Here is an 18,392-nt window from a genome sequence, read left to right as displayed (position 1 = left end):
GTGGCTAGCCGAGCCGGTGCCGTGCCGACACCACGCGACGACCGAATCGACGCGCGATATTCGCTGCGCGCGTCTGCAATCGAGCCGCGGTCTCGGGATAGGGCATCGTCTGCGCGATTCCTGCAATCGCGTCGAGCGAGGCGTCGAGAATCTGGTCCACTGTCGGCGGCTGGGCGTCGTCGCCTGCCATCGTGCTCACCGAAAGATCCCCGAGATTACCGGTCACGGGATACCCCGCCACGCGCACAGCCTCGATCATCGTCTCGGCTTCGTCGGCCGCCCACGCACGCTGTTCGCTGGACAGCCCCCGTGGAGTGCCGCCGGTCTGTGCGAACAAGACCTTGGCGATGATGTGACCTTTGACGACGCGCTCGTACCGATCCCACTCGATGTCGTCGGGCTGTAGGCGCGAGTTCAGCCGTCGCAGCAGCTCGGCCTGCGCCGCCGAGAGTGACGTGTTGTTGTTCGGAACGTCGATGGTCATCGGCGTCGGATCGACGTCGAGCACGGACAGAAACCTGTCCCACAACGACGATGCGCCCGTTCCCGGCTTCGCCACGGTGACCAGGTGAGCTCGTTCCGGCCCGACGAACTTGGCCCACCGTCCGAGGATGCCCACGTAGTCCTGAAACTCCCAGAAGGGCTCCTCCTCCATGTCGCCGCCCCACGACCCCGTTCGACGTGGCGCGTGCCGCCGCACCGACGTCACGAAGTCGTCGAACGATGCCAGACGCTGGTTCTTGACGTTCTCCTGCCACACCGAGGGCAGTTGGCGGGCCAGATCACGAACGGTCACGACCACGTGGACTTCGTCGGCGAAGGACAGGTCGTTCACCATCGACTCGATCTGTTCCTCGCGCGCCGTCGCGAACAACTCGTGCGACACCAGCGACGTCCCCGGCCAAGCACGCATCTGCGAGACCATCGTCGACCACCTTCCGGCGAAGGCCGGGTCGACCCAGTCGAGATAGCGACTGGGCTGTAGGTGGGTTGCGGCGTGAAAGTGATCCGCCATCTCGTTTCCCGGGTAGAGCAGCCCGGAGTGACGAAAAGCGAGGTCGCGGTTCCACCACAGGCGATCCTGGAGATGGGTGGTGCCCGTCTTGGGTAATCCGACGTGAATGAAGACAACTGACATGATGGGTCGAGTTTAGTTGTGCTCACGCACACATCCGCGAGCTCGACACATGCTGTGAGGATTCACAGCCGATCGGTGGGAGACGCACGATCGCGCGCGAGCAAACGCCTGCGGATTTGGGACCCCTGTTTCCGGCTGGTAAAGTAGACCGCTGTCGCAGAGTCGACGGCGGACACGTGCTGTCCACCCGTTTGACCTGCTCAGGAACACCCAGCAACAGCAATCACCAACAACTGATAGGTACACACGCGTGGCAAACATCAAGTCCCAGGTCAAGCGCAACCGCACCAACGAGATCCGTCGGCAGCGCAACCAGTCCGTGCGCTCTTCGCTGCGCACCGCGATCCGCAGCTTCCGCGAAGCTGTTGACGCCGGCGACAAGGACAAGGCCGCCGAGCTCGGACAGTCGGCAAGCCGCAAGCTCGACAAGGCCGCCAGCAAGGGCGTCATCCACGCCAATCAGGCAGCCAACAAGAAGTCGGCCATCGCTGTGGCCGTCAACAAGCTCTGAGGTAGCACTCTCCGGCATCAGCCGGAGCTGAACGAGTCAGAGCGCGCACCCGCGACGCGCCCCGTGCACACGGGAGCACGCCGGATCGCAGCGCCGACCGTTCCCCTGTCGAGACAACTCACCCCGGCGACTTCCACGCGGTCGCCGGGGTGAGTTGCGTGGTCGCGCACGCTCCGGCTTCTGAGTGGTTCAGTCCTGCGAGCTCAGCCCTGCACGCTTCAGCGCCGACGCGACGTCGGGCGCAACGATGCAACAGCGTCGACCGCATGCAGAAGCGCATAGTCTGCGTCGGCGGCCTGTCCCTTTACATCTCCGTTGAGTCCGGCAACCACCACGACGGCCTGCGCGATCGACGGCGAATCCCATGCCCGTGCCTGCGACTGCACCTTCTTGACACGCGACGGCGGCATGCCCAACTCCGACGCGGCCGCGTACTGATCCATCGAGCCGATTCCGCGTACGCGAGCTATCGCGTGCACAGCCTCGGCGAGCGCATCGGCCAGCAGTACTCGAGGCACCCCGTGGTGCACCGCCCACGCCAAGGACTCGAGCGCTCCGGCTCGATCACCGGTGACGGCTTTGTCGGCGACCTCGAATCCCGTGACCTCCGGGCGCCCCTGGTAGTAGACGCGCACCGCGTCGCGGTCGATCTTCCCGCCGGTGTCGGCAACGAGCTGACTGCACGCCGCGGCAAGCTCACGAAGCTCCGCACCGACCCCCTCGACAACCTGCTCGACGACGTCGGCGCTGACCTTCACGCCGAGCTCACGAAACTCCTTGCGGACGAAGTCCATTCGTTCCGACGGCCAGCGCGGCGCAGTGCAGTCGTGTTCGACGGCACCGGCCTTGCGGAGTTCGCCCACCATCGACTTCGTCCGGCCGCCGCCGGTGTGGATCACCATCAGCGTGATGCCGTCGGGAAGCTCACGAGCCGCCCGCGTGATCAGCGCTGCGGGCTCCTTACCCGCCTCTGCCGCCGACTCGACGACGACTACGCGGTCTTCGGCAAACAACGACGGACTCAACAGCTCGGCCAGTTCGTATTCGCTGACGTCGCCCGCGCGCACACGCGTCACCGGGATGTCGGAGCCTGCGTGGTGGGACAGCTCGCTCGTCACACCCGAGATCACACGTCCGGTGAGGAAGTCGTCGTCTCCGAGGAGCAGATGCAGGCGATCGGTCACGCCACTCATGGTGCCAGAACGCCCCGACAACCCCGACGACGCACCGGACACCTTCCCTACTACCGGTCGCACCCGTCCCTCCGCCGACCGTGCGTCTCGTTCCCCCGACTGTGCGTACGACGCCGCACCCACCCGATCGAGCGTCGATTCACCAACGCCGCACCCAGGACTGTGAACGCCATAACGAGCACCATCCCGGCAAGCCCGTCAGGTATTTCGATTGCCGCCCAACTCAATCCACCGAGCACCCGCGCCACGGTGATCATCCACCACAGCTCCGGCGACATCGCGCGCAGTAACACTTGGGCAACCACAGCTCCCACCTCTCCGGCGAGCCCGATCAATGCGGCGAGTGTTCCCACCACACTGATCACTCCGACGACCGGCGCCACGACGACGTTGGCCAGAATAGAGACCACGTTGAACGTCCCGCTGATCATCGCGATCAGCGGCGCCGTCACGACCTGCGCAGCGATGGCGATAGCCAGCACCTCGGCGGCGACAGGCGGGATTCTCCACTCGCGCAGCATGTCTCGGATCGACGGCGCGATCAGCACGAGTCCGGCTGTCGCCACGACCGACAATGCGAACCCCGGCGCGCTCGCAAGCTCCGGCCACCACAGGAGTCCCCCGATCACGGCGACACCGAGGGCGGGCACCGCGCGAGCACGTCGCGTCGACAACAACGCGAGCAGACCGACTCCGCCCATCATCGCCGCGCGCAGCACACTCGGCGACGGCCGTACCAGGACGACGAATCCGACGATGACGATCACCCCGCTGACAGCCGCCACCTTCGGTGACCCGCCGATCAACCTGATCAACGCAATCGCTGCACCGCAGGTCAGCGCGAAATTGGCACCCGAAACAGCGGTCAGGTGGCTGAGCCCGGCCGCGAGGAACTGATCACGGACATCTTGCGACAATGCGCTCTCGTCGCCGATGACCAACCCAGGCAACAATCCCGCCGATTCACCGGTCAGCGCCTGCGCCGAGTTCTGCTGCAGCGTTGTCCGCACGATGCCGGCTCCGCGCTGCAGCGGAGGAGGCCGCCCCAACATCGTCGGCGGTCCCGACGCCGCCAACCTCGCAACACTGAGATCACCCCCTCGAGGTGCGCGCATACTCACCAGGACACGCACGCGCTGACCCGGCAACAATCCGACCCATCCGGGCGCGCGAGCGACGACATCGGCGACGGCGGAGGGAACTCGACGCTCCCCGACGGCCAGCACCGTCACCCGAGTGGTCACCTGACCCCGTTGTGCGGGCCCGAAGTTCCGCGGGTCGTCGCGAATCGACATCGTGACCGTCGCCTTGCCCGACATGCCCGACATCGGATGCGCGTCGCGTGTCTCGAGCCGAAGCCATAGCGCGAGTGCACATGTCACCGCCATCCCCGCACCGATCACCACGATGCCGACCATTCGCCAGGCCACATTCCACCGCCGATACGCGAACAGAGCTGCAGCACAGATCATTCCGCCGATCACCAGCACAGCAGGCATCGACCACGACGGCCCGTGCAGCCCGAGCAGCGTGACCAACCACACCACGAGCGCGGGTGTGACAAGCCGTAGATCCACCGGGGTGTCAACCTGCGGTCACGAGGTCGCGAAGCTTGGCGAGCCGTGCGGGTCCGATTCCGTCAACTTCGCCGAGTTGGTCGACGGACGTGAACTTTCCGTGCTGCGATCGCCAGTCGATGATGGCCTTCGCCGTGACAGGGCCGACCCCCGGGAGAGCGTCGAGCTGCTCGGCGCTCGCAGTGTTCAGATCGACCTTTCCGCCCGTGCCGCTCGCCGACCCCGAACCCGTTGTGCCAGTGCCCGACTCGGGCGCATCACCGGCCGTCGGTGGCGACGATGGGCCCGGCCTCCCTACACCCGCGGCGACCACCGCGCTGCGCAGTGAGGCGTTGCCGTCCTTGCTCGCGTAGCCGACAAGCACCTGGTCGCCGTCTCCCAACACCTGAGCGAGATTCAATGACGTCGTGTCGGCTCCCTCGCGGGCACCGCCAGCGCTCGACAGCGCGTCGGCCACCCGCGACCGCGGCGCCAATCTCACCAACCCGGGCTTCCGCACCAGTCCGACGACGCTCACCACGATCTGGGCTGGTGCAGCTGAGGGCGCGGCGTCAGACGGCACTGCGGCAGAAGACGCTGCAGCGTGGGACGGAATCGACGTCGACGGACCCGCCGATGAGGGGAAGGCAACGGTCGGCACGACGTCGTCGTTGCGGAGCAGTCCGAATCCCGCTATCACACAGGCGATTACACCCACACTGATCAGCGCGATGGCACCGGCGGGCGCCACCGCGAATCGGCGCCGGGGACGATACCCATCGTCATCTGCATCCGGGTCGAGGTCGAAATCATCTAGACGATCGTCGTCGAATCCGTTGGCATGTAGTCTTTCTCGACTATCGAGAGAACGCCTACGTCCCACCTCGGGAGCCAGCCAACCCGGCGTCGTGTCGATCTCCCAGGAATCAGGCGACACATCGTCGTTTGCAGCCGACGAGTTCGCGTCGGGTTCGGGCACCCGGGTGGCTCCGACAGGCGTGGGGGCGGTCGCCGACAACCGGTCCAGCGGGGAGCGCCCGACCGCGGTGGACCCGGTGCGCTGTCCGCGCTCGACAACACCTCGCGCGGCGAATCCACGTGCCGTCCGGATTGGTTTGTCGCTCATAGCCTCTGACGCTACGGCGGGCACACCACGCCTTGGGGTCGGCGGCCACGCACCGACGCAGCGCTGTGGACGACGGTCAGGTTGTGGACAACCCCTCGGCCACCGACGGGCCCCTGGTGATGGGGTCGAGTTGGGTACCGATCACGACGCCGACCGCTCCGGGGCCGACGTGACAGCCGAGCACGGGACCGAGATCGACCGTGATGCTCGACGTCACGCTCCGCAGGCTCTCCCGCAGTCGGACGACGAGATCGGCTGCGGCAGCAGGAGCTTGGCAATGTTGCACGCCAAGGGTCACCGCGCGGCCGTCGGCGTAATCGACTGCTGCGTCTGCCATCTTGTCCAGCGCCTTGGAGAAGGTGCGCGTGCGTTCCCGAAGCGTCAGCGTGCCGTCGACGACGTGCAGGATCGGTTTGATCGACAACGCGGAACCGAGCATCTTGCTCGCGGCGCTGATTCGGCCACTGTTGCGAAGGTTGTCGAGGTTCTGCACACAGAGCAGTGATTCGACGGTCGCCGCCTGGCGGATGGCGGCTTCGTACGCACGGTCCCGGTCGGCACCGTCCCGGGCGGCCTGCGCCGCGGCGATGGCCACGAACCCGACTGCCAGTCCAACTGACCGCGAGTCGACGACCCGCACCTGCCCCGAGTAGTCCTCTGCGGCGAGGCGCCCTGCGCTCCACGTGCCGGACAGTTTTCGCGACATGTGGACCGCGACGACGCCGTCGCCCTTACTGCGCTCGATGGCTTCGCCATACGCCCGCACCAGATCGTGCGGAGTCGCCCCGGCGGTGGTGACTCCCGGCGTCGACACGATATCGGCGGGGACGTTGTCGTCGTCTTCGAGATAGTCGACGCCGTCGAGCGTCAGATGCAACGGAACCTGGATGATGTCGTAGCTGTCAGCAACGGCAGCGGGCAACCGCGCGGAGGAATCTGTGACGACGACAACAGGCACCCGTCTACGTTAGCCGGTTCGCCGTGCGGCTCGGACATCCGGATCGTCGAGCACGCGCAGAATCGGCTCCGCCACCACATCGGCGACCGCCCGGTGGCACGCGAAGCCCCAGTGGATGCCGTCGGGGTTCATCACAGCATCTGAGTTCATCGCAGCGTCTGGGTTAGTCGCGGCGTCTGGGTTCACGGCATCTGGATCGTCGTATGCGTCGCGTGTCGGTGGATAGAAGTCGGCATAAGAGACGCCGTGCCGGTCGCACCACGCGCGCATCGCCGCGGTCGTCGGTATCCGCCCGGTGTGGACGTAGCCGTAGTAGGGGCTCCGATGCGTCGACGGCAGACACACGACCATCGGCAGGTCGGGGCGCAACTGGGTCAGCGCCTCGTGGATCTTGTCGAGGTAGTCGACGGTCACCGTCGGCGGCAGGGCCACCGGCCACCCGATCTTCGACGCACGCGGCTGGACCCACTGATACGCCGACCGGACGATCTGGCGCAGTCGGCCCGGCCGCACGTATCTGATCTGCTCGCGCAACGCGGTCGGAAGCGGCGACGGCAACGAATCCATTCCGCCGAACGCGAGGATCACCGCGCGTGCGTGCGGTACCGCGGCCCAGATGTTCGGGTCCTGGGTCATCGCCCACCAGACGTCCCGGCTGGTCCAGCCGATCCGTCCGAAGAGCCGCACCGGCAGACCACACCGCGCGCCGACGATGTTCGGCCAGATTCGAGCGTCGTCTGCGGGCAGCCCACCCTGCGGCCCGAAGTAGGCGAGCGAGTCGGAGAGGATGAGTAGGCAGTCGTCGGGCGTACCCGCCGCAACCGAGTCGGTCACTGCACCCCTGCGTCGGCAACCTCGGCCGAGGCGTTCCACACGTCCAGCCGCCACCGCGGCTTCTCACCGGGGAGTCCGTGGCCCGACAGTTGGACCCAGCTCGTGTTGGCCAGTCCGCCGAACACCGGCCAGTTGGCGACCGGAAGGTCGAGCAGTGCGGCGGTCATCGCGGCGATCACACCTCCGTGCGCGACGAGCACGACGGGCGACTCCGGGCTCGCGCCGCTCCCCCAGTCGTCCACACTCGCGAGCAGTTCATCGACGACCGGTAGGGCGCGGGCAGCGACGTCGACGCGGCTCTCCCCGCCCGGCGGGCGCCACGTGGCGTCGTCGCGCCACAGCGCGCGCGCACCGGGCATCACGTCGTCGACCTCGTAGTGCGTCATGCCCTGCCACTCACCGAGATGTGTTTCGCGGAGCCGTTGATCGGTCTCGACAGGCAGGCCGGTCAGCACGGCGAGCGCTTCCGCGGTGTCGCGAGCACGCCGCAGATCCGACGACCTGATGAGCATCGGATTGCGTTCGGCGAGTGCGGCGGCGGCCGACTTCGCTTGTCGCACACCGAGATCGGAGAGATCGGTGTCAAGTTGTCCCTGCATCCGACTCGTCGCGTTGTACTCGGTCTGCCCGTGCCGCAACAGAATCAGCCTGCGGACCACCGGGGTGAGTCGTTCGACGGAGGTGTCGTGGTCGTCGGGCGCTCCACTCACGCCTGCGGCTCCAGGTCGATGACCGGGCAGTCCTGCCACAGACGGTCGAGCGCGTAGTAGGCGCGCTCGTCGGCATGCTGGACGTGCACCACGATGTCGACGTAGTCCAGCAGCGCCCAGCGACCCTCACGTGTGCCTTCGCGTCGGACGGGCTTGTAACCCGCCTCGCGCATCTTGTCTTCGATCTCGTCGGTGACCGCGTTGACCTGACGCTCGTTGTCGGCCGACGCGATCACGAACAGGTCGGTGATCACGAGTTGTTCGGACACGTCGATCACCGTGACATCGGTGGCGACCTTGTCCTGCGCGGCAGCGACTGCCACCTTCGCCATGTCCAGTGACTCGGCTGCTGCTGTCACGTTCGTCCTTTCGAGCGTTGCGTTTCCGCACGGTGTGTTGAGGTGTCGGAGGTTGTCGGTTCATCGTCGGCGTCGCTCGCCAGTGGCGCCGAGACACCCGGCGAGTTCACCCGCGGCCTGCGGTAGAGCCTGCGTTTGGCGATGTACTGGACGACGCCGTCTGGCACCAGGTACCAGACCGGTCGTCCCGTCGCAGCGCGTGCCCGACAGTCCGTCGAGGAGATCGCCAGTGCGGGAATCTCCATCAGATGAAGCGTATCGGCTGGCAGATGTCGCAGATGCGTGGCCAGATGGCTGGCGTTCAACTCGTATCCCGGTCGGCTCACCCCGACGAAGTTCGCCAGTTCGAACAGTTCCTCCCAGTCCTGCCACGACAGGATCGACTCCAACGCATCGGCGCCGGTGATGAAGTAGAGCGCAGCGTCGGGAAGGGTTTTGCGCAGATCCCGCAGCGTGTCGACCGTGTAGGTGAATCCCTCTCGGTCGATGTCGACGCGACTCACGCTGAACTGAGGATTCGACGCCGTCGCGATGACCGTCATCAGGTAGCGGTCCTCGGGGGGACTGACCTGCTTCGTCCGGTCGGGAACCTCCCCGCCGTCTTCGGTCAGCTTCTGCCATGGCCGTCCGGTCGGGACGAAGATCACCTCGTCGAGCGAGAACCGGTTGGCGACCTCACTGGCTGCCACGAGGTGCCCGTTGTGGATGGGATCGAACGTTCCGCCCATCACACCGATCCGGCGTACACGCGGACGGTCATGTGCCATGAGGGGTCAGTTTACGCGAGCGATCACACCGGCAGGAGGTCGGCGATGACCGCGGACAGCTGCGTGGCGTTGCGACACTCGAACATATCGATGATCTCCGCGTAGTCGTCGGCCGCGGAATCGCCGGTACCCCAGTCGCCATGCGCCTCCGGGTTGAGCCAATACGCGTGACGCGCACGCTCCACCAACTCGCGCAGCGAGTCCTCGGAGGCGTCATGGTAGTTGTTGCGGGCGTCGCCCAGGATCAGGAGCGCTCCGCGATGTGTCAGCGTGTCGCCGTAGGCGTCGACGAACCCGCGCAGCATGTGCCCGTAGTCGGAATGACCGTCACGCGTGATGAGCCGGGCCTGCGTCAACATGCGATGCGTCGCCTCACCGATGTCGGTGCCGCCGAACCCCTCGTCGTCGGTGAAATACTCGGTGACGTCGTCGACAGTGTCGACGAATGCGAAGATCCGAACCTTCGCGAACTGCTGTCGCAGCGCGTAGACGAGTTGCAGCGTGAACTGCGAGAACCCGGACACCGAACCCGATACGTCGCAGATGATCACCAGTTCGGGGCGGCCGGGGCGGGGCTTGCGGTTCTTGAGTTCGATCGGCACCCCGCCCGTCGACATCGACGCACGCAGCGTCGCACGGACGTCGACAGCACCCCGGTGGGCGCGGCGTCGTCGAATCTCCAAGCGGGAGGCCAACAGACGCGCGAGCGGTGCGACGGTCCGTCGGATCTCGGTGAGGTCCTTCTTGCCTGCCGCGAGAAAGTTGATGTTCTCGGGCAGTGTCGGCACCGCGTAGTCGCTGACCTTCTCGCGTCCGTTGCGGTCGGCCATCCGACGCTGCGTCTCCACCTCGATCGCGGTGCGTAGTCGGTTGGCCCGTTCGCGGGCGGCCCTGCGGAACGTCGGATCGTCGCCGACGCTCAGGTCGTCACCCGATCCGCCCGCCATCGCGGCGGCTATCCGTGCGATCAGCGTCTGGGGATCGATACTCGAGAGTGCCTGATACGCCGAGTACGCCTCCCCGCGGCTCGACTGGTAGCGGCCCATCTCGTCGACCACCTGCGCGACCGCGGCAGACAGACGTCCGTCTGCGTCGGCCGACTCGTCGGCGAGCAACTCTGCGAGCATTTCGCGCACGGCAGCGACGTCGACCTCGCCGGAGGTGTCGCGCGGCAGTTCTTCCTCTGCGCTGCGTGCACCGATCGCGACCGGAAACCAGAGGTCGAAGATGCGGTCGAAGGCCGGCCGGTGCATGTGATCGTCGACGAGCGTCGCCGCGAGTCCCTCGCGCAGGCTGCTGCGATCGAGCAGGTCGAGCACCTCCATCGCCCGCGCGGCGTCGATCAGCGCCGACGGACCGACCGCGATCCCCCGTCGCCGCAACGCGTCGACGAAGTCGGTGAGATGAGCGACGAGCGGCACTGCTGTCGCGATGTCGCCCGTGGCGGGTTCGGCCCCGGACATCAGCCCAACTTGAGTTCTTTGACAGCGGTCTTCAGGTCGGGGCGATGCTTGAGCACGACGCCGAGCGTGCGTGCGATCAGGCCTTCGTCGAGTCGACCACCCTTCGAGCGTTCCTCGCCCGCGCCCAATGCGAGCAGGGTGTTGGCCCAGTCGATGGTCTCGGCGACCGACGGCTTCTTGCGAATGTCGAGGGTGCGCAGCACGCCGACGATGCGGACCAGTTCGGATGCCAGCGCGTCGGGCAGGTTCGGGACCCGCGACTCGAGAATCTCTTTTTCGCGCGCAGCGTCGGGGAAGTCGATGAAGAGGTAGAGGCAGCGACGTTTCAGCGCCTCCGACAATTCTCGTGTCGCGTTCGACGTCAGGATCACGATCGGCCGACGCGACGCGACGACAGTCCCCATCTCCGGGATGGTCACCGCGAAGTCGCTGAGCACCTCGAGCAGCAGCCCCTCGACGTCGACGTCGGCCTTGTCGACCTCGTCGATCAGGAGCACGGTGGGATCGGTGCGCGAGATCGCTGTCAGCAGAGGTCGCGGCAGCAGGAACTCCTCGGAGAAGATGTCGGTCTTCGCCTCGGCCCAGTCGCGCGTACCGGTCGCCTGGATGTGCAGGATCTGCTTGGCGTGGTTCCACTCGTAGAGTGCGCGCGCCTCGTCGATTCCCTCGTAGCACTGCAGACGCACGAGCTCTGCGTCGGTGGCCGCGGCGATGGCACGCGCCAACTCCGTCTTACCCACTCCCGCAGGGCCTTCGACGAGCAGCGGCTTACCGAGCCGGTCGGCGAGGAAGGTCGACGTCGCCGTCGCGTCGTCGGCCAGATAGCCGGTGGAGCGCAGCCGGTCGACGACGTCGGGCACGGCTGTGAACGAGGGGACGATGGGTGCCGCGTCTTGCGTCGCAGGGCCGTTCGTCGTTGCGCTGTCGGTCATCACGCGGGCCGGATCTGGCCGTCGCCCCACACGATCCACTTGGTGGAGGTGAGTTCCGGCAGTCCCATCGGTCCGCGGGCATGTAGCTTCTGCGTGGAGATTCCGATCTCCGCACCGAAGCCGAACTGCTCGCCATCGGTGAAGGCGGTCGACGCATTGACCATCACGGCTGCGGCGTCGACCCGGTTCGTGAACTCCTCGGCCGCGGCGAGGTCGGTGGTCACGATGGCCTCGGTGTGCCCGGTTCCATAGGTGTCGATGTGTGCGACAGCGGCGTCGAGTCCGTCGACCACCTTCATCGCGATGTCCATCGACAGGTACTCATCGGCCCAGTCGGACTCGCCGGCCGGCTCCATCCCCGGCTCATCACCGTGGATCACGACACCCTGCGACTGCAGCGCCTGGCTGATCTTGGGCAGCGCGTCGGCGGCGATCGCTTTGTCGACAAGCACCGTCTCTGCCGCGTTGCACACGCTCGGTCGCCGCGTCTTGGCATTGAGGATGATGCGGGTCGCGACACCGACGTCGGCGAGCGCATGCACGTAGACGTGGCAGTTTCCGGTTCCGGTCTCGATCGTCGGGACCGTGGCATTCGCGACGACCGCGTTGATCAGGCCCGCACCCCCGCGCGGAATGACGACGTCAACGAGTCCGCGCGCTCGGATCAATGCGGTGACACTCGAACGGTCGTCACTCGGCAGCAGCGACACGACATCGGACGGGATGCCCGCGCCCGCGACAACATCGCGAAGAATGCGAACAAGCTCCGCGTTCGACGACGCCGCCGACGACGAACCGCGAAGCAGCACAGCGTTTCCGGACTTGAACGCGATACCGAAGGCGTCGACCGTCACGTTCGGCCGCGCCTCGTAGACGATGCCGACCACACCGAGCGGCACGCGAACCTGCCGCAGGCGCAGCCCGTTGGGAAGCGTCTTGCCCGCGACGATCTCGCCGATCGGATCGGGGAGGATCGCGACCTGACGCAGACCGTCGGCGATCCCCGCGACGCGCTCGGTGGTCAGGCGCAGACGGTCGATCAGGTTAGCCTCGGTTCCGGCCTCCTCGGCGCGCGCAACGTCGTCGGCGTTGGCGGCCAGGATGGTCTCGGTATTCGCGTCGACGGCGTCGGCAGCGGCGAGCAGCGCAGCATTCTTGGCTGTCGTGGTGAGCGCTGCCAGCGCTCGTGAGGCGGTACGGGCCGCGCGGGCCTGCGCGTGCACGACCTCTTCGACGTCGGGCCCTGTCGCGGCCTGCCTTCCGGTCACGGTGGGTGCGCTCATCAATTCCTCGATTTCGAGTTCACGGCAGATGATTGCGTCCTGCGCGGCACTGCCGGCGGACAACATGTCCAGGGTACGTCCCGCACCAAGCCACCCCAAGATCGCCCACCCGAGAACGTCACCGCGGGCCGGACGTCGAGATGCCGCACGTCAGCAACGGTTGAGTATTCCGGCGAGCACGCTGCGGGACGCGGCATCGACCGCCAATCCGTAGGCGCGGCTCACCACGACGAACTCGATCGCGTACTGACAGTGGAAACCGCGATTGGGCGGCAGCCAACGGGCGGGTTCGCTGTCGCTCTTCTCCTGGTTCGACGCCGCGTCCACGGCGACGAGGTTGGCAGGGTCGTTCGCCAGGTCGACTCGACGCCGCGTCGACCACCCGAACGCACCCATGTCCCAGGCGAAGGCCAGGGGCACGATGTGGTCGATCTGAACCGCGGTCGCACTACGATCACGCCGAAACACCACGGTCTTGCCGGTATACGGGCTGCGCAGCTCGCCTGCGAGGACAGCGCGCGGACACGAGGTCACCGGGCCGATACGCACATCACCGAGGTCGCGGGTCAGCACGTCGTTTCGGGTATCGCAGCCGTTTCCGCCTCCCGTCACGCTCGCGTCGTCGGTCCACGACGCCCCGAACGCCGACCGTTCGTAGTCGTCGCGACCGCTGCGCGCCGCGACGACGGGCACCCCTGCGAGTTCGCGCAACGCCAGCTGCGCACCGGCGTGCCACTGCCCCGCTCGGGTGCGCGGCACATCGCGGTACACACCCACGGCCACGACGACCGCAGTGAGCACGAACGCGATCGTGACCACCCACCTGCGGGCGGGCCACTGCGCGTCGCGGCGGGCGTGTCGATAGCGCATCCGCAGCCGGTACAGCGGCACCGCGATGACGGGATTCACGCCATCTTCGACGCTGCGCGGCGGCCCGCGGTTCCACTACCCGCGAGCGGCGTCGCAGACGCGGTTCGATCTGGTAAACGCGGTTGGTACACCAGCCGCGTCTGCGGGTTCGGGCCGCGTTCGGCGCGCGGGTTCCGGGACGCAGGCGAGCCGGGTCAGGATTTGTCGAGGTAGCGCACCTTGTTGGGTACGAGAATGGCGTCGACGAGGTCGGCGAGTGGCCGGTGGTCGGCCAGCGGAAGGTCGGTTGCCACCACGGATTCGGCCAGCTCGCGAGCGTCGGCGATCACGTCGACGTCGTCGAGTAGCGAGAGGTGACGCAGCGACGACACCCCACCCGACTGCAGTGAGCCGAGCAGATCACCTTCGCGGCGCTGCAGCAGGTCGACGCGAGCGAGTTCGAATCCGTCGGTCGACGCCTCGACGGCACGCAGCCGCTCCATCGCCTGCGACACAGGCTTCGTCGACGTCATCAGGAGGCACAGACCGGGATGGCCGCCGCGGCCGACACGTCCGCGGAGTTGGTGGAGCTGGCTGACCCCGAATCTCTCTGCGTCGATGATGATCATCATCGACGCATTGGGAACGTCCACACCGACCTCGATCACGGTGGTGGCCACGATCGCGTCGATCTCGCCGCGCCCGAACGCGTCCATGACCTCGTTCTTCTCGTCGGCGGGTAGCCGCCCGTGCAGGACTGCCAGCCGATGGTGGCCGAGCGGTCCGACGAGCAGTTCGTCGTAGAGGTCGAGCACGGAGGTGGTCTGCTGCTGCGCGTCGGCTTCCTCGCCCGCCGTGCGCTTGCCAGCGCCGCGCTTCGGGGCGACCGGCTCGATGTCGCCGATACGCGAGCAGACGATGTAGACCTGCCGCCCGGCCTCGATCTCCTCCGCGGCGCGCCCCCACATGCGTTCGATCCATTGGGGTTTCGCCGTCGGCACCACGGTCGTGGTGATCGGCTGACGCCCCTGCGGAAGTTCGGTGAGCACCGACGTGTCGAGGTCGCCGAACGCCGTCATCGCCACCGTCCGCGGGATCGGCGTCGCCGTCATCACCAGGAAGTGCGGCATGAGGTGGTCACGACCGCGGCCCCGCAACACATCTCGTTGTTCGACGCCGAAGCGGTGCTGTTCATCGACGACGACCATGCCGAGATCGAAGAACTCGACCTTCTCCTCGAGCAGCGCGTGGGTTCCGACGACGATGCCCGCCTTGCCGGTCACCACGTCGAGCAGCGTCTGACGTTTGCCCTTGGTCTTCATCGAGCCGGTCAGCAACACCACACTCGTCGCGCCGTCGGCGGCGCCGAGTTCACCGGCAGTACCCAGATCGCCCAGCATCGTCGTGATGGTCCGAAGATGCTGCGCGGCAAGAACTTCCGTCGGCGCGAGAATCGCGCACTGATGGCCGTTGTCGACAACGCGCAGCATGGCGAGCAACGACACGAGGGTCTTGCCGGAACCGACCTCACCCTGCAGCAGCCTGCTCATCGGTGTCGGGTGGCCGAGGTCGTCGGCGATCTCGGCGATCACCAATTGCTGCCCATCGGTGAGAGTGAACGGAAGTCGTTGCAGGAGTCGGTCTTCCAGGCCGCCGGGAACGTGCGGGCACGCGGGTGCGGATTCGGCACGACCCGCGAGGCGACGCTGCGCGAGGACTGTCTGGATCGCGAGTGCCTCGTCGAATTTCAGTCGATCGTTCGCGGCGGTGACGTGTGCATCGGAGTCGGGGACATGAATAGTGCGGATCGCCTCGTCGAGCGACATCAACCCACGCCGTTCGCGTTCGTCGTCGGACAGCGGGTCGACGAACGACTCGACGTCGTCGAGAACCTGCCGAATCGACGCCCAGATGTCCCACGTCTGGATCTCGCGGTTCGCGGGATACAGCGGCACGATTGCTCGATCGAACGCGGCGGCGATGTCGGCCGACTGCGCTCCCGGGCGCCGCTGTTCGCCGGTGATCTCGGCCTCGGCCGCGTACATCTCGGCGAGCATTGCAGACCCGACGACACGATCGACCTCGACGTCGCCGTCCGGCAGGACCATCCACTCGGGATGGGAGAGTTGCGGCTGCTCGCGGAAGAACTTCACGGTTCCCGCCACCATGAGTCGGGTGCCGGGTTTGAGTGCGTTCTTGATGAAGCGCGGGTTGAAGAAGCTGACCTCGTAGGAGCGGTTGCCGTCGTCGACGGTCACCTTCAGGAACTGCCCGTGACGCTTCTTCATCCGGATCAGGTCGGCACGGGTGATGCGTCCGACGACCGTGACCCACTCCCCCTCGGTGAGGTCCTGCTCCTCCGACGGTTGGCCATGCGTGAGGTAGCGGCGCGGCGCGTACCGCAAGAGCTCTCCGACGGTCGCAAGCCCCAACGACGCGAGGCTCGCCGCGCGTTCGGTGGTGAAGACATCGGACAGGGAGTCGGATGCACGGACCACTACTCGATACCCACTTGCATGAGATCGTCGGTCTGGCCGGTCTCGTACACGGCCAGTTCGACGCCTGGATAGGCCCGACGGATTTGCGCCTCCAGCGCCGACAGCGCGTCGCGGTCGACGCCTGATCCGGCAAGGACGGTGACCATCTCGCCGCCGGTTGCCAACATGAGATCGACAAGCGACACGACGGCGGCCGTCTGCTCCGGTGCGATGACCAGCACATCAGAGCCGATGAGGCCCAACACATCGCCGACGTCGCACGTCCCGGCGAGAGTGATCATCCGCTCGTCGGCGAGCAGCAGCGAACCCCAGCGCGCACCTGCCGCGGCTTCGGCCATCGCGTAGGCGTCGGCGTCTGGCGACTCGGAGGGATCGTGGACCGCGAGGGCCGCGAGACACTGGGCCATTGATGAGGTCGGCAACGAGATCACCGACCGCTGTGCAGACCGGACCTCCGCTGCGACGCTCACCAGATCTTGCGACGTCAACGACCCATTGGCCATGACGACCACGTGCGCCGAATCGGTGGCGCGAATGGCCGCGGCAAGCGCTTCCGGCGTCACTCCGTCGTCGGCGCGCACCACTGCAGCCCCGGCCTCGGCGAAGAGTTCCGCGGCCCCGTCGCCACGCACGACCGCGACGACGGCGCGCCGGTGACGAGGCGGCGGCTCCATCGAATTGGCTTGTGCGCGAATCGAATCGAGGGCAAAGCAGGAGATCCGGATGTCGGAGACGTTCCCGAGCGCTATCGCTGCCTCGACTGCGGCGCCCGGGTCGTCGGTGTGGACGTGCACCGAGAACCGCTCACCAGAGGGCGAACTGTCTCCGACGATCACCACGGCGTCGCCGAGTTCGCCGAGTTCGGATCGCAGCGTCGCGATGCTCTCACCGGCAGCCCCGGTGAGTAGATACATCACCTCGAAGTCCATGTCGCCCGGGCCGTCGCACGTCTCGTCGACGGGATGACCGGGCTGGCCTCCTCCGGTGAGGATTCCGCGGTACCGGCGACGTCGCTGCGTGACACCGGTGAGCACGCCGACCATCGCGTCGAGCATGGCGAGAAAACCCCGACCACCAGCGTCGACAACGCCCGCAGACGCCAGTTCGGGAAGCTGTTCGGGAGTGCGCTCCAACCCATCGGCCACGTCGTCGGCGATCGCGCGGGCCTGATCGGCGGCGGTCTCACCGGAGTGACGCGCCGCGGACTCCGCGGCGATCGTCAGCAGCGTCAGGACGGTGCCCTCCCTGGGGTCGCTCACCGCGCGCTGCGCTGCCAACGATCCAAGCCTCAGACCCGATACCGCCAGCTGCGAAAAGGTCAACTGCCCGTCCGGTGCGCCGATCTCCACGGCGTCGGCGAGGCCGACCAGGATCTGCGACATGATGACGCCGGAATTGCCGCGCGCGTTGGCCACGGCACCTTCTGCCATGGCCCGCGTCACGGCGACCACGTCGGCGTCGGCGGGAAGCGCGGTGGCGGCGTCGGCGGCAGACCGCATGGTGAACAGCATGTTGCTGCCGGTGTCCGAATCGGGGATCGGGAAGACGTTGAGGTCGTTGATCTCGCCGCGCAGTTCTTCGAGCCGGGCCACACACCCCTGAGCCCAGTCGCGCAACACCTGCGGATTCATCACGCGAATGAGTCCACCGTCAGTCGACATGGGTCCTCCTTCACCGCGGGGGCTCACGCCGTGTCTCCACGTCATCGAAAAGTGCCTCATCGAAAAAGTGCCACGACACGTGCTGCCCAGGATGTGTGAGAGATTACTCGGAGTCGCCGACACGGTCGCCGTCGGCGGGTCCGGCGCATTCGTTGCCGACCCGACGCCACGCCGCGGCAGATCACGCTCAGCCCGGATTTGGTGGTGACGCACCTGGACGGTTACCCTTGCAGGGTTGCCTTGCCGCCGCCGTGGATGACTTTGCGTTTCTGCGAGCAGCGAGCTGGCATAACCGCAAGATCATTCCATCTATCAAGGGAGTTCGACAATGGCTGCCGTCTGTGACGTCTGCGGCAAGGGTCCGGGCTTCGGCAAGTCCGTTTCGCACTCGCACCGCCGTACCAACCGCCGCTGGAATCCCAATATCCAGTCTGTGCGTGTCGAGGTGGCCCCGGGCAACCGCAAGCGTAAGAACGTCTGCACCTCCTGCCTGAAGGCCGGCAAGACCACCCTCGCCTGATCGCGAGAACTGACAATCCGATCCCGACCGAGCG

The 18,392-nt window shown here is 66.7% G+C and carries 17 protein-coding genes; 2 read left to right on the top strand and 15 right to left on the bottom strand.

Annotation, left to right across the window (positions count from 1 at the left end; genetic code table 11):
• Positions 1 to 4 precede the first annotated feature (4 nt).
• A complete protein-coding gene (locus A5785_RS03705; protein WP_064864593.1) occupies positions 5 to 1,138 on the bottom strand; it encodes a hypothetical protein in 1,134 nt (377 codons plus the stop codon).
• A gap of 250 nt (positions 1,139 to 1,388) precedes the next feature.
• Between A5785_RS03705 and rpsT the strand changes: the two genes are divergently transcribed.
• On the top strand, positions 1,389 to 1,649 hold the full coding sequence (gene rpsT / locus A5785_RS03700; protein ID WP_005205136.1) for a 30S ribosomal protein S20: 261 nt from the start codon (positions 1,389 to 1,391) through the stop codon (positions 1,647 to 1,649).
• A 218-nt stretch (positions 1,650 to 1,867) separates the two neighbouring features.
• Here rpsT and holA read toward each other — a convergent pair whose 3' ends face one another.
• From holA to A5785_RS03630, 14 genes are all read right to left on the bottom strand, one after another.
• Entirely contained in the window at positions 1,868 to 2,842 is a 975-nt protein-coding gene (gene holA / locus A5785_RS03695; protein ID WP_005205138.1) for a DNA polymerase III subunit delta, read from the bottom strand.
• 50 nt (positions 2,843 to 2,892) lie between these two features.
• Positions 2,893 to 4,419, bottom strand: a complete 1,527-nt coding sequence (locus A5785_RS03690; protein ID WP_005205139.1) for a ComEC/Rec2 family competence protein — start codon at positions 4,417 to 4,419, stop codon at positions 2,893 to 2,895.
• 7 nt (positions 4,420 to 4,426) lie between these two features.
• Positions 4,427 to 5,524, bottom strand: coding sequence for a ComEA family DNA-binding protein (locus tag A5785_RS03685; RefSeq protein ID WP_082946525.1), 1,098 nt, complete (start codon positions 5,522 to 5,524; stop codon positions 4,427 to 4,429).
• Positions 5,525 to 5,600: 76 nt separating this feature from the next.
• Positions 5,601 to 6,482, bottom strand: coding sequence for a DegV family protein (locus tag A5785_RS03680; RefSeq protein ID WP_005205144.1), 882 nt, complete (start codon positions 6,480 to 6,482; stop codon positions 5,601 to 5,603).
• A gap of 9 nt (positions 6,483 to 6,491) precedes the next feature.
• Entirely contained in the window at positions 6,492 to 7,316 is an 825-nt protein-coding gene (octT, locus tag A5785_RS03675; RefSeq protein WP_005205146.1) for a diglucosylglycerate octanoyltransferase, read from the bottom strand.
• On the bottom strand, positions 7,313 to 8,026 hold the full coding sequence (locus A5785_RS03670; RefSeq protein ID WP_064863024.1) for a histidine phosphatase family protein: 714 nt from the start codon (positions 8,024 to 8,026) through the stop codon (positions 7,313 to 7,315). The genes octT and A5785_RS03670 overlap by 4 nt, the downstream gene beginning before the upstream one ends.
• On the bottom strand, positions 8,023 to 8,385 hold the full coding sequence (gene rsfS / locus A5785_RS03665; protein WP_005205149.1) for a ribosome silencing factor: 363 nt from the start codon (positions 8,383 to 8,385) through the stop codon (positions 8,023 to 8,025). Before rsfS ends, A5785_RS03670 begins: the two co-directional genes overlap by 4 nt.
• Positions 8,382 to 9,152 carry a nicotinate-nucleotide adenylyltransferase gene (nadD, locus tag A5785_RS03660; RefSeq protein WP_064864591.1) on the bottom strand — a complete coding sequence of 257 codons (771 nt, stop codon included), beginning with the start codon at positions 9,150 to 9,152 and terminating at the stop codon, positions 8,382 to 8,384. The genes rsfS and nadD overlap by 4 nt, the downstream gene beginning before the upstream one ends.
• A 23-nt stretch (positions 9,153 to 9,175) precedes the next feature.
• Positions 9,176 to 10,615, bottom strand: coding sequence for a vWA domain-containing protein (locus A5785_RS03655; protein WP_064864589.1), 1,440 nt, complete (start codon positions 10,613 to 10,615; stop codon positions 9,176 to 9,178).
• Complete coding sequence (locus tag A5785_RS03650; protein ID WP_005205154.1) at positions 10,615 to 11,547, bottom strand: AAA family ATPase; 933 nt, start codon at positions 11,545 to 11,547, stop codon at positions 10,615 to 10,617. The genes A5785_RS03655 and A5785_RS03650 overlap by 1 nt, the downstream gene beginning before the upstream one ends.
• Positions 11,547 to 12,830 (bottom strand): glutamate-5-semialdehyde dehydrogenase, encoded by a 1,284-nt coding sequence (locus A5785_RS03645; RefSeq protein WP_064864666.1) that lies wholly within the window; start codon positions 12,828 to 12,830, stop codon positions 11,547 to 11,549. The genes A5785_RS03650 and A5785_RS03645 overlap by 1 nt, the downstream gene beginning before the upstream one ends.
• A gap of 150 nt (positions 12,831 to 12,980) precedes the next feature.
• Positions 12,981 to 13,739: an HNH endonuclease family protein gene (locus A5785_RS03640; RefSeq protein WP_005205158.1), complete on the bottom strand. Its 759-nt coding sequence runs from the start codon at positions 13,737 to 13,739 to the stop codon at positions 12,981 to 12,983.
• Positions 13,740 to 13,894: 155 nt separating this feature from the next.
• On the bottom strand, positions 13,895 to 16,177 hold the full coding sequence (recG, locus tag A5785_RS03635) for an ATP-dependent DNA helicase RecG (RefSeq protein ID WP_064864587.1): 2,283 nt from the start codon (positions 16,175 to 16,177) through the stop codon (positions 13,895 to 13,897).
• Positions 16,177 to 17,838: a DAK2 domain-containing protein gene (locus A5785_RS03630; RefSeq protein ID WP_064864585.1), complete on the bottom strand. Its 1,662-nt coding sequence runs from the start codon at positions 17,836 to 17,838 to the stop codon at positions 16,177 to 16,179. The genes recG and A5785_RS03630 overlap by 1 nt, the downstream gene beginning before the upstream one ends.
• Before the next feature lie 328 nt (positions 17,839 to 18,166).
• Here A5785_RS03630 and rpmB point away from each other — a divergent pair, with 328 nt between their 5' ends.
• Complete coding sequence (gene rpmB / locus A5785_RS03625; protein ID WP_005180428.1) at positions 18,167 to 18,358, top strand: 50S ribosomal protein L28; 192 nt, start codon at positions 18,167 to 18,169, stop codon at positions 18,356 to 18,358.
• Positions 18,359 to 18,392 lie beyond the last annotated feature (34 nt).

Origin of the sequence: Gordonia sp. 852002-50395_SCH5434458, assembly GCF_001665905.1 — a bacterium.
In the GTDB taxonomy this organism is placed as follows: Bacteria; Actinomycetota; Actinomycetes; order Mycobacteriales; family Mycobacteriaceae; genus Gordonia; species Gordonia jacobaea.
The sequence above is the reverse complement of the archived record's forward strand: the minus strand, read 5'-3'. Positions and strand labels throughout refer to the sequence as shown.

Coding starts and splice junctions, on each gene's coding strand:
- rpmB (WP_005180428.1), top strand. CDS start 18,167: ATGGCTGCCGTCTGTGACGTCTGCGGCAAGGGTCCGGGCTTCGGCAAG.
- A5785_RS03645 (WP_064864666.1), bottom strand. CDS start 12,830: ATGAGCGCACCCACCGTGACCGGAAGGCAGGCCGCGACAGGGCCCGAC.
- nadD (WP_064864591.1), bottom strand. CDS start 9,152: ATGGCACATGACCGTCCGCGTGTACGCCGGATCGGTGTGATGGGCGGA.
- A5785_RS03655 (WP_064864589.1), bottom strand. CDS start 10,615: ATGTCCGGGGCCGAACCCGCCACGGGCGACATCGCGACAGCAGTGCCG.
- holA (WP_005205138.1), bottom strand. CDS start 2,842: ATGAGTGGCGTGACCGATCGCCTGCATCTGCTCCTCGGAGACGACGAC.
- A5785_RS03630 (WP_064864585.1), bottom strand. CDS start 17,838: ATGTCGACTGACGGTGGACTCATTCGCGTGATGAATCCGCAGGTGTTG.
- A5785_RS03650 (WP_005205154.1), bottom strand. CDS start 11,547: ATGACCGACAGCGCAACGACGAACGGCCCTGCGACGCAAGACGCGGCA.
- A5785_RS03705 (WP_064864593.1), bottom strand. CDS start 1,138: ATGTCAGTTGTCTTCATTCACGTCGGATTACCCAAGACGGGCACCACC.
- A5785_RS03685 (WP_082946525.1), bottom strand. CDS start 5,524: ATGAGCGACAAACCAATCCGGACGGCACGTGGATTCGCCGCGCGAGGT.